Origin of the sequence: Streptosporangium nondiastaticum (assembly GCF_003011965.1) — a bacterium.
GTDB lineage: Bacteria > Actinomycetota > Actinomycetes > Streptomycetales > Streptomycetaceae > Streptomyces > Streptomyces nondiastaticus.
This window is the reverse complement of record NZ_PXWG01000076.1, coordinates 19,664-29,634: the sequence shown is the minus strand read 5'-3', so window position 1 is coordinate 29,634 and position 9,971 is coordinate 19,664. Positions and strand designations below refer to the sequence as shown.

The following is a 9,971-nucleotide window of genomic DNA, read 5'->3' as shown; positions in this document are numbered from 1 at the left end:
TGCGCGCCGAGCGCGAGCAGGGCATCACCATCGACGTCGCCTACCGCTACTTCGCCACCCCCCGCCGCCGCTTCATCCTCGCCGACACCCCCGGCCACGTGCAGTACACCCGCAACATGGTCACCGGGGCGTCCACGGCGCAGGTCGCGGTCGTCCTCGTCGACGCCCGTAACGGCGTGGTCGAGCAGACCCGCCGGCACGTGGCCGTGGCCGCGCTGCTGCGCGTCCCGCACGTCGCCCTGGCCGTCAACAAGATGGACCTCGCCGGTTACGCGGAGCCCGTCTTCGCCGCCATCGCCGAGGAGTTCACCGCCTACGCCCACGGGCTCGGCGTGCCCGAGGTGACGGCGGTGCCCGTCTCGGCGCTCGCCGGCGACAACGTCGTCACGCCCTCCGCGCACATGGACTGGTACGGCGGCCCGACCGTCCTGGAGTACCTGGAGACGGTGCCGGTCGTCACCGACCCCACCGCCGACCCGGCCCGCTTCCCCGTCCAGTACACGATCAGGCCGCGGACCGCCGCCCACCCCGACTACCGCGGCTACGCCGGGCAGATCGCCTCCGGGGTGCTGCGCGTCGGCGAGACCGTGACCGTCCTGCCGTCGGGACGTACGAGCACGGTGGCGGCCATCGACGCCCTCGGGCACAGCGTCGACGTGGCGTGGGCGCCGCAGTCGGTGACGCTCCGCCTCGCCGACGACCTCGACGTCTCGCGCGGCGACCTCATCGCCCCGGCCGCGGCCGCGCCGCAGGTCACCCGGGACGTGACGGCCACCGTCTGCCACCTGGCCGACCGGCCGCTGCTGCCGGGCGCCCGCGTCCTGCTCAAGCACACGACCCGTACGGTCCGGGCCCTGGTCAAGGAGATCCCCTCCCGGCTCGCCCTCGACGACCTCTCCCAGCATCCCGCCCCCGGCGAGCTGACCGCCAACGACATCGGACGGGTGGTACTGCGCACGGCCGAACCCCTCGCCCTCGACCCGTACGCCGACTCCCGCCACACCGGCTCGTTCCTGCTGATCGACCCGGCCGACGGGACGACGCTGACGGCGGGCATGGCGGGCGAGGCGTTCGCGGACGGCACCGCCGCGGCGGCCGGCGACGAGGGCTGGGACTTCTGAGATGACGACCGCGATCACGACCGGCTCGGTGGGCGGCATCGGCCGATGTGCGTGCTGACGCCCGTGCCCACGGCATCAGCGCCCCGCCTCTTCCCGTACCAGTCGCTCCCCTTACGCCCCACTGAAGCGCCGGGCGTCCCCTAGTCGTACCCCGGCCCGTTCGAGAGGACCCGCCCGTGTCCAGCGCCGCCCGCCCGCCCCGCCGCCGTGCCCTCACCGCCCTCGCCGCCCTCCCCCTGCTGGCCCTCGCCCTCGGTGCCTGCGGCTACGGCTCGCAGCAGGACTCCGCGGCCCGGCCCGCGGGCGGGGCGGGCGACGCGAAGAAGCTCTCGGCCGACACCGTGCGGATCGGCTACTTCCCGAACATCACCCACGCCACGCCGCTGGTCGGCGAGCAGGAGGGGCTGATCCAGAAGGAGCTGGGCGGCACGAAGCTCCGCTCGACCACGTTCAACGCGGGCCCCTCCGAGATCGAGGCGCTCAACGCCGGCTCGATCGACATCGGCTGGATCGGCCCCTCCCCCGCGATCAACGGCTACGTGAAGTCCAAGGGGAAGAGCCTGCGCATCGTCTCGGGCTCGGCCTCGGGCGGCGTGAAGCTGGTCGTCGACCCCAAGAAGATCTCGTCCCTGGACGACGTCAAGGGCAAGCGGATCGCCACCCCGCAGAAGGGCAACACCCAGGACGTCGCGTTCCTCAACTGGATTGCGGGCAGGGGCTGGAAGGTGGACCCGCAGAGCGGCAAGGGTGACGTCTCGGTGGTCCGTACGGACAACAAGGTGACGCCCGACGCGTTCAAGTCCGGTTCGGTGGACGGGGCGTGGGTGCCCGAGCCGACCGCCTCGAAGCTGGTCTCCGAGGGTGGCAAGGTGCTCCTCGACGAGGCGTCGCTGTGGCCGGACGGGAAGTTCGTCATCACCAATGTGATCGTGTCGCAGAAGTTCCTGGACGAACACCCCGACGTGGTCGAGGCCGTGCTGCGCGGCTCGGTGAAGACCAACGCGTGGATCAAGGCCGAACCGGAGAAGGCCAAGGGCTCGGCGAACGCGGCGCTGAAGAAGCTCTCCGGCAAGGAGCTGCCCGCGGAGATCCTCGATCCGGCCTGGAAGTCCATCGAGGTCCTCGACGACCCGCTGGCGGCGTCGCTGGACGCCGAGGCCGACCACGCCGTCAAGGCCGGGCTGCTGGAGAAGCCGGACCTTGCGGGGATCTACGACCTGACCGTGCTCAACAAGGTTCTCAAGGCCGAGGGCAGGCCCGCGGTGGACGCCGCGAAGCTCGGCAAGCAGTAGCCGCCCGCCCGTCGTATCCGCCCCATCACCAGGAGGTGACCGGATGGCCCCGGCACTGACGACCGACAAGACCGGCGCGACCGCGCTCGCGGACCGCGAGTCCGCGGCGGTCAGGATCGAGCACGTCCACAAGTCCTTCGGCCGGCCCGGCGCGTCCCAGCCGGTGCTGGACGACGTCTCGCTGGAGGTGCGCCCCGGCGAGTTCGTGTGCCTCCTGGGCGCCTCGGGCTGCGGCAAGTCGACGCTGCTCAACCTGGTGGCCGGTCTCGACCGGCCGACCGCGGGCAGCATCGAGGTGCCGGGCGGGCGCCCGGCCCTGATGTTCCAGGAGCACGCGCTGTTCCCGTGGCTCACCGCGGGCCGCAACATCGAGCTGGCGCTGCGGCTGCGCGGCGTGCCGCGCGCGGAGCGGCGGCCGGAGGCGGAGCGGCTCCTGGAGCTCGTACGGCTCTCGGGGGCGTACGGCAAGCGGGTGCACGAGCTGTCGGGCGGCATGCGGCAGCGCGTCGCGCTCGCCCGCGCCCTGGCGCAGGACAGCCAGGTCCTGCTGATGGACGAGCCGTTCGCGGCGCTGGACGCCATCACCCGGGACGTGCTGCACCACGAGCTGACCCGCATCTGGTCCGAGACGTCGCTGTCGGTGCTGTTCGTGACCCACAACGTCCGCGAGGCGGTGCGGCTCGCGGAGCGCGTCGTGCTGCTGTCCTCCCGGCCGGGCCGGGTGGCCCGGCAGTGGGCCGTGGACATACCGCAGCCCCGCCGCATCGAGGACGCGGCGGTGGCGGACCTGTCCGTCGAGATCACCGAAGAACTGCGTGGGGAGATCCGCCGCCATGGCCAGCACTGAGACCGGCGCCCGGAGCGCCTCCGGCGGCCCGCACGACCTCGCCGGGCTGGAGGCCGGGCTCGACGCGCTGGACGCCGTGCGGATCGAGCGCACCCCCTTCGGGAAGGTGCTGCTCCACAAGGTCCTGCCGCCGGTCACGGCCGTCGTCCTGGTCCTGGTGGTGTGGAAGCTGCTGGTCGTCGCGGAGGTGACGGACGACTACAAGCTGCCCGACCCGTCGGCGGTCTGGCACAGCCTCAGGGAACTGTGGCTGCGGGGCACCCTCCTGGACATCGTCTGGACGTCCGTCTCGCGGGGCCTGCTGGGCTTCGTCGCCGCCCTCGCCCTGGGCACGCCGCTCGGCCTGCTCGTCGCGCGCGTGAAGTTCGTACGGGCCGCGCTCGGCCCGGTCCTGTCCGGGCTGCAGTCGCTGCCGTCGGTCGCCTGGGTGCCCGCGGCGGTGATCTGGCTGGGCATCACCGACGGGGCGATGTACGCGGTGATCCTGCTCGGCGCGGTGCCGTCCATCGCCAACGGCCTGGTGTCCGGCATCGACCAGGTGCCGCCGCTGTACCTGCGGGCGGGCCGCACCCTGGGCGCCACGGGGCTGCGCGGCGCCCGGCACGTCCTGCTGCCCGCCGCGCTCCCCGGCTACATCGCCGGGCTGAAGCAGGGCTGGGCGTTCTCCTGGCGGTCGCTGATGGCCGCCGAGCTGATCGCCTCCTCCCCCGACCTGGGGCTGGGGCTCGGCCAGTACCTGGAGAACGCGCGCACCGACTCGGACATGCCGGGCGTCCTCCTCGGGATCATCCTCATCCTCTTCGTCGGCATCGCCATCGACCTGGCCGTCTTCAGCCCGCTGGAGCGCCGGGTGCTGCGGACGCGCGGACTGGCCGCGGCGGCCCGATGACCCCCGCGCCCCTGCTCCTCGTCGCCCACGGCAGCCGCGACCCGCGCCACGCGGCCACCGTCCTCGCCCTGCGCGAGGAGGTGGCGGCGGCGCTGCCCGGCGTACGGGTCGAGGCCGGCTTCCTCGACTTCTGCGTGCCGGGCGTGCCGCAGGTGCTGGAGCGGCTGGCGGCGGAGGGCGTACGGGACGTGGTGGCGCTGCCGCTGCTGCTGACCCGCGCCTTCCACGCCAAGGCCGACATCCCGGCCGTGCTGCGGGCGGCGACGGCGGGGCTGCCGCGCCTGCGGGTGCGGCAGGCGCGGGTGCTGGGGCCGTCGCCCCTGCTGACCGCCGCCCTGGAGCGGCGGCTGCACGAGGCCGGGCTGGCGCCCGGCGACCGGAGCCCGACCGGGATCGTCCTGGCCTCGGCGGGCTCCTCCGACCCGGAGGCGAGCGCGGTGATCGCAGCAATCGCGCGGGAGTGGCGGCGTACCGGCTGGTGCGCCGTGCGGCCCGCGTTCGCCTCCGCTTCCCTGCCGCGCGTCGCGGACGCCGTGCGGGCGCTGCGCGCCGAGGGGGCCCGCCGGGTGGCGGTGGCCCCGTACGTCCTCGCGCCCGGCCGCCTCCCGGACCGCATCGCATGCGGTGCCGCGGAGGGCGGCGCGGACGTCCTCGCGGGCGTGCTGGGTGCGGCGCCCGAGGTGGTGGCGCTGGTGGTGCGGCGCTACGGGCAGGAGGCGGCCGCCCCGGCGGCCGCCTCCGCGGAGCTGCGCGCGGCTCTCGGCCGCCCGGCCTGATCCCGCCCCGGCCGCCTGCCGGAAAGGGCACGGCCGCCGCGCCCCGTGGGGGTGGGGCGCGGCGGCCGGCCGATGGGCTGTCCTGCTGCCGGGACTACTCGGTGACCTTCAGCAGCTTGTTGGGCGTGCCCGCGCTCGGGCTGGAGATCTTGTCCGACGTGGCGCCCTTGACCAGCGCGGCCGCGACCTGGTCCGGGGTGGCGTCCTTGTGGGCCGACAGGTAGACCGCGGCGGCCCCCACCACGTGCGGAGTGGCCATCGACGTGCCGGAGATGGTCTTGGTGCCGGAGTCGCTGTCGTTCCAGTCGGAGGTGATGTCCGAGCCCGGCGCGTAGAGGTCGACCACGCTGCCGAAGTTGGAGAAGTCGGACTGCTGGTCCTCCTTGGTGGAGGAGGCGACCGTGATGGCCTCCTTCACCCGGGCCGGGGAGCTGTTGCCCGCGTCCGTGGACTCGTTGCCCGCCGCGACGGCGAAGGTGACGCCGGAGGCGATCGCCTTCTGCACGGCCGCGTCGAGCGCCTCGTCCGCGCCGCCGCCGAGGCTCATGTTGGCGACCGAGGGGCCCTTGTGGTTCTTGGTGACCCAGTCGATGCCGGCGACGACCTGCTCGGTGGAGCCGGAGCCCTGGCCGTCCAGCACCTTGACGGCCACGATCTTGGCCTTCTTGGCGACGCCGTGCGCCGTGCCGGCGATGGTGCCCGCCACGTGGGTGCCGTGGCCGTTGTCGTCCTCGGCCTTGTCGCTCTTGTCGACGGCGTTGAAGCCGAAGGAGGCGCGGCCGCCGAAGTCCTTGTGGCTGATGTGGACCCCGGTGTCGATGACGTACGCGGTCACGCCGTCACCGGCACCGTCGGGGTAGGCGTACTTGCCGTCGCCCTTGGTCTCGGTCTGGTCGATGCGGTCCAGCCCCCAGGAGGGTGGGGCCTCCTGGGTGGCGGTGGCCTTGAAGCGGTGGTTCTGCACGACCTTGGCGACGGCCGGGTCGGCCGCGAGCCGCTTGGCCTCGGTCTTGTCGAGGCCGCTGGCCGAGAAGCCGTGGATGGCCGAGTCGTAGGTGCGGCCGAGCTTGCCGCCGTACCGCTGGGCGAGGTCACCGCCCTGCGCGGACACGGACTTCGCGCCCACGCCCTCCTTCTCGGCCTCCTTGCCGTCCTTCAGCAGGACGATATAGCTGCCGTCGATGGCGTCCTTGGACTCGGTGCCGTAGACGGTGCCTTCGGGGGCGGGGGCGGCGCCGGCCGGCAGAGCCATGAGCGTGGCTCCGGCGGTGACGGCGGTCGCGGCGGATATCGCAAGGATCAGCCGTCGCCGGCCGGCGCGCTTGTGTGCTGCCATGACGAGGTTTCCTCCTCGTGCTGTTGTGGGGGGAATGGAGCATGAGTCAGTGCACACCCGGAGTGACGGAAGGGGTCGCTCCGGGTGCTTCGAAACCCTGTCGGATTTGACGCGGGCAGTTCAACCCCATCCGGGTTTTGTGACATAGGCAACGTCGTTGCGTAATGCCAAAAGCCTTTGAAGGAAGGCAATTTGGGCACTGACGTGGCATCAACTGAGCACGGGGGCAGCCCTGATGAGAACGGCGGGCGAACGAGCCGGTTGCGACGCCGCCGAGACGACGCGTATCGCCCGGCGATTACTTTCGGCCATCACCGGCCGAGCGGGTAGCGTGGCGGGTCAGCAGGGTGAACACGGGAAGCGGGGACACGGTGACGGACGCGGCGACGGACGCGGTGGAAGGCAGCACGGCATTCACGGAGCGGCGGGCGCGCGCCCTGCTCGCGGCGGCGGTGCCGGAGATGCCGGCGGACGCGGCCCTGCTCTCCCTCGGCGAGAACGCGGTCTTCGCCGGCGGCGGGCTCGTCGCCAAGGTCGGCCGCGACGCCTCGCTCCTGGACCGGGCCCGGCACGAGCTGCGCGTCGCCGCCTGGCTGGCCGGGCACGGCGTCCCGGCGGTACGCGCCGCCGAGCCCGCGCCGCGCGTGGCCGAGGGCCGGCCGGTGACCCTCTGGCACCGGCTCCCCGACGCCACGGGCCCGGCCGGGCCCGCCGACCTCGCCGCGCTGCTGCGCGTCATCCACGCCCTGCCCGAGCCGGACTTCGCCCTGCCGCCACGGGAGCTGCTCGGCGGCGTCGAGCGGTGGCTGCGGCTGGCGGGCGACGCGATCGACCCCGCCGACGCGGCCTACCTGCGGCAGCGGCGGGACGCCTTCGCGGCGGAGGCCGCCGCGCTCACCCCGCACCTGCCGCGCGGCCCCATCCACGGGGACGCCCTCCCCCGCAACGTTCATCTGGGCCCGTCCGGGCCCGTCCTCGTGGACCTGGAGACCTTCTCCGGCGACCTGCGCGAGCACGACCTCGTCGTCCTCGCCCTCAGCAAGGACCGCTACGGCCTGCCCGCCGAGGCCTACGACACGTTCGTGCGCGCGTACGGCTGGGACGTGCGGGAGTGGGAGGGCTGCGGGGTCCTGCGGGGCGCGCGGGAGACGGCGAGCTGCGCGTGGGTGGCGCAGCACGCGCCGGCGAACGCGGCGGCGCGCGCGGAGTTCGCCCGCCGGGTGGCGTCCCTGCGGGAGGGGGACGCGGCGGTGCGGTGGTATCCGTTCTGACGGCCCGGCCGTCCGGCCGGGTTCGGGGCCCCCTGCGGAGTCGTGTCTGCCGGGCATGGCAGTCCGCCGGCTGCGGGCCGTGCGTGCCTGATCGCGCAGTTCCCCGCGCCCCTTACAGGGCGCGAAGTTCACCCGCCAGGTGAAACCCTCCCGCCGCCACGGCGAGAAACCACCGCGGCGAGGGTCCGGCGGAATGCGCGGTGGGCGAAACTACCGCGTACACCGATGTCAGCCCCGGAGGGGCCACCGGGGGTCGACCGTTGCTGTCGGATTCCCCCCGCGCCGCAGCCAGCCCTCGTACCCCCGGGCCCAGTCCGCGTACCAGCGGACCTGGTCGTGGTGGAGGTCCCACGGGGCGGCCGCGGCGACCTCCGGGTAGCGGTCGGCGAGGGCACAGGCCACGCGGACCGCGGCGAGGGCGTCCGCGCCCGCCTCGTGGGCGTCGTCCAGGGTGACGCCGTAGACGCGGCAGACGGTCTCCAGATTGCGCTTGCCGCGGCGGTAGCGGTCGAGGGCGCGGTCCATGGTGAGCGGGTCCACGACGGGACCGGTCTCCGCCGCCGCGCCGGCCGCGAGGCCCTCCGCGGCGAGCCGCTCGCCGAGCGACGGCAGCCCGTGCCGCCGGAGCTCCGCCGCGAGGATCGTCAGGTCGAACGCGGCGTTGTAGGCGACGACGGCGGCGCCCGCCGACCAGTGGGCGACGAGGATGCCGGCTATCTCGTCGGCCACCTCGCGGGCAGGCCGCCCGAGCGCCGCCCGCTCGCTGGTGATGCCGTGGATGGCCGCGGCCTCGTCCGGGATGGGGATGCCGGGGTCGGCCAGCCATTCCCGGCGCCCGACCGGCTCACCGCCCTTCGTCTCGACGACGGCGGCCGTGACGATCCTCGCCTCGGCCGGGTCCGTCCCCGTGGTCTCCAGGTCGAAGCCGATCAGCAGCTCCTGATGCCACCCCATCGCGGTCCCCCTTCGTGGTGCTTCCCCCGACTGGTCCCCAGCGTCGCACGCCCCACTGACATCGCCCCTCGTCAGAACCTCGTCAGTCCCTCGTCAGTCCCTCGTCAGACCCTCGCCGGAGGCGCGGCGCGGGGCGTCACGACACGGGCCGCGAGTCCGCCCACACGCTCTCGAACTCCTCGCGGTAGGTCTCGAAGAGCCCGTGCTCGGGCTCGCGCCCGTCGCGGACGACGGTGCCGCCGCCGCGCAGCACCAGCACGGGCGCCTCCATGCCGCGGGCCTTGCGCAGGTAGGACTGGACGACGGCGAGGCCGTCCGAGCCGTCGCCGTTGACGAGGTAGGCGGTGAAGCGGGGCGTCTCGTCGAAGACGCGGATCTCGAAGGCGGCGGTGTCCCGCAGCCGGTCGCGCACGCGCCGCATGTGCATGATGTTCATCTCGACGGACCGGCTCATCTCGCCCTTCTTGATGCCCAGCTCCCGCTCACGGCGCCGCACGGCGCTGCTGGCGGGGTTGAGGAAGAGCAGGCGGGCCCGGCAGCCCGCCTCGGCGAGGCGGACGAGCCGGCGCCCCGAGTAGTTCTGGACGAGCAGGTTCAGGCCTATGCCGACGGCGTCGAGGCGCCGGGCGCTGCCGAAGAGGTCCTCGACGGGCAGCTGGCGCTGCAGCCGGACCCGGTCGGGGTGGACGCCGACGACGTCGGCGTAGCGGTCGCCCACGATGTCCTCGACGGCGTCGACGGGCAGCCGGTCGGCGGACGCGGCGCCGGAGCCGCTGCCGCCGCCGAGGATGGCGAGGAGGCGGCCGGAGGCCCGCTCGGCCTGGGCGAGGACGGTCTCGGACAGGGCGCGGTTGCGGGAGACGACGTTGCGCGTGACTTCGAGCTCGTCCAGCGCCAGCTCCAGCTCGCGCCGGTCGTCGAGGTAGGGCTCGAAGCAGGGCCAGTGCTGGACGAGGAGCTCGCGCAGCTGGGGCAGGGTGAGGAAGCTGAGGACGTTGTCGTCGGCGGGGTCCAGCAGGTAGCCCTTGCGGCGGCTGACCTCGCGCACCGCCACGGCCCGCTGCACCCACTCCTGCCCGGCGGGGCCGGCCGCGGCGACGACCCACTCGTCCTCGCCGTGCACGGGCTCGTAGACCGGCCGCAGCACGGCGGCCACGACGGCACGCAGCCGCTGTTCCACGAGGTTGAGCCAGATGTAGGCCCGCCCGGCGCGCCGGGCGCGGGTGCGCACCTCGCTCCACGCGTCGGCGTCCCAGTCCAGCGCGGCGCCGATCTCCACGGGGCGCGCCAAGGACACGGCGCCGGGAGGTGTGTCGGCCGAGCCGTCACCCCCGGGACCTCCGTCTCCAGGGGGCAGCTCCAGCCCGCCCGAGCTCACAGTGCACCGCCCTTCCGCCCCCGTCCAACGATCAAGGCAGACTACTGCGCGGGCGGGAGGCCCTGCACCCGGACGCCGCCGGTCCCCCGTCAACTCTGCGGTTCCCT

The 9,971-nt window shown here is 74.0% G+C and carries 9 protein-coding genes; 6 read left to right on the top strand and 3 right to left on the bottom strand.

From position 1 onward, the window contains the following. The 5 genes from B7P34_RS23330 to B7P34_RS23310 all read left to right on the top strand — a co-directional run. The coding region (locus B7P34_RS23330; RefSeq protein WP_106679468.1) for a sulfate adenylyltransferase subunit 1 at nt 1-1,121 on the top strand (1,121 nt) is incomplete at its 5' end. 176 nt (nt 1,122-1,297) lie between these two features. Continuing rightward, nucleotides 1,298-2,413, top strand: a complete 1,116-nt coding sequence (locus tag B7P34_RS23325; protein WP_106679466.1) for an aliphatic sulfonate ABC transporter substrate-binding protein — start codon at nt 1,298-1,300, stop codon at nt 2,411-2,413. A 43-nt stretch (nt 2,414-2,456) separates the two neighbouring features. Next, the gene (locus B7P34_RS23320; protein ID WP_106679465.1) at nt 2,457-3,260 is read left to right on the top strand and encodes an ABC transporter ATP-binding protein; all 804 of its coding nucleotides are present in this window, start codon (nt 2,457-2,459) and stop codon (nt 3,258-3,260) included. Beyond that, nucleotides 3,247-4,149 carry an ABC transporter permease gene (locus B7P34_RS23315; RefSeq protein WP_106679463.1) on the top strand — a complete coding sequence of 301 codons (903 nt, stop codon included), beginning with the start codon at nt 3,247-3,249 and terminating at the stop codon, nt 4,147-4,149. Before B7P34_RS23320 ends, B7P34_RS23315 begins: the two co-directional genes overlap by 14 nt. Further along, nucleotides 4,146-4,925 carry a sirohydrochlorin chelatase gene (locus B7P34_RS23310; protein WP_106679461.1) on the top strand — a complete coding sequence of 260 codons (780 nt, stop codon included), beginning with the start codon at nt 4,146-4,148 and terminating at the stop codon, nt 4,923-4,925. The genes B7P34_RS23315 and B7P34_RS23310 overlap by 4 nt, the downstream gene beginning before the upstream one ends. A 94-nt stretch (nt 4,926-5,019) precedes the next feature. On the opposite strand, the gene B7P34_RS23305 is transcribed toward B7P34_RS23310, so the two are convergent. Next, nucleotides 5,020-6,261: a S8 family peptidase gene (locus B7P34_RS23305; RefSeq protein WP_106679459.1), complete on the bottom strand. Its 1,242-nt coding sequence runs from the start codon at nt 6,259-6,261 to the stop codon at nt 5,020-5,022. Nucleotides 6,262-6,608: 347 nt separating this feature from the next. Here B7P34_RS23305 and B7P34_RS23300 point away from each other — a divergent pair, with 347 nt between their 5' ends. Continuing rightward, nucleotides 6,609-7,532, top strand: coding sequence for a phosphotransferase enzyme family protein (locus B7P34_RS23300; protein WP_223268141.1), 924 nt, complete (start codon nt 6,609-6,611; stop codon nt 7,530-7,532). Nucleotides 7,533-7,760: 228 nt separating this feature from the next. Here B7P34_RS23300 and B7P34_RS23295 read toward each other — a convergent pair whose 3' ends face one another. Further along, the gene (locus B7P34_RS23295; protein WP_106679457.1) at nt 7,761-8,486 is read right to left on the bottom strand and encodes a 3'-5' exonuclease; all 726 of its coding nucleotides are present in this window, start codon (nt 8,484-8,486) and stop codon (nt 7,761-7,763) included. Between the two features lie 136 nt (nt 8,487-8,622). Next, the gene (locus B7P34_RS23290; protein ID WP_223268140.1) at nt 8,623-9,783 is read right to left on the bottom strand and encodes an SAV2148 family HEPN domain-containing protein; all 1,161 of its coding nucleotides are present in this window, start codon (nt 9,781-9,783) and stop codon (nt 8,623-8,625) included. Nucleotides 9,784-9,971 lie beyond the last annotated feature (188 nt).

What these genes read in the sequence shown, in the direction of transcription:
- B7P34_RS23320 (WP_106679465.1), top strand. Translation starts at nt 2,457, where the DNA reads ATGGCCCCGGCACTGACGACCGACAAGACCGGCGCGACCGCGCTCGCG.
- B7P34_RS23315 (WP_106679463.1), top strand. Translation starts at nt 3,247, where the DNA reads ATGGCCAGCACTGAGACCGGCGCCCGGAGCGCCTCCGGCGGCCCGCAC.
- B7P34_RS23310 (WP_106679461.1), top strand. Translation starts at nt 4,146, where the DNA reads ATGACCCCCGCGCCCCTGCTCCTCGTCGCCCACGGCAGCCGCGACCCG.
- B7P34_RS23305 (WP_106679459.1), bottom strand. Translation starts at nt 6,261, where the DNA reads ATGGCAGCACACAAGCGCGCCGGCCGGCGACGGCTGATCCTTGCGATA.
- B7P34_RS23295 (WP_106679457.1), bottom strand. Translation starts at nt 8,486, where the DNA reads ATGGGGTGGCATCAGGAGCTGCTGATCGGCTTCGACCTGGAGACCACG.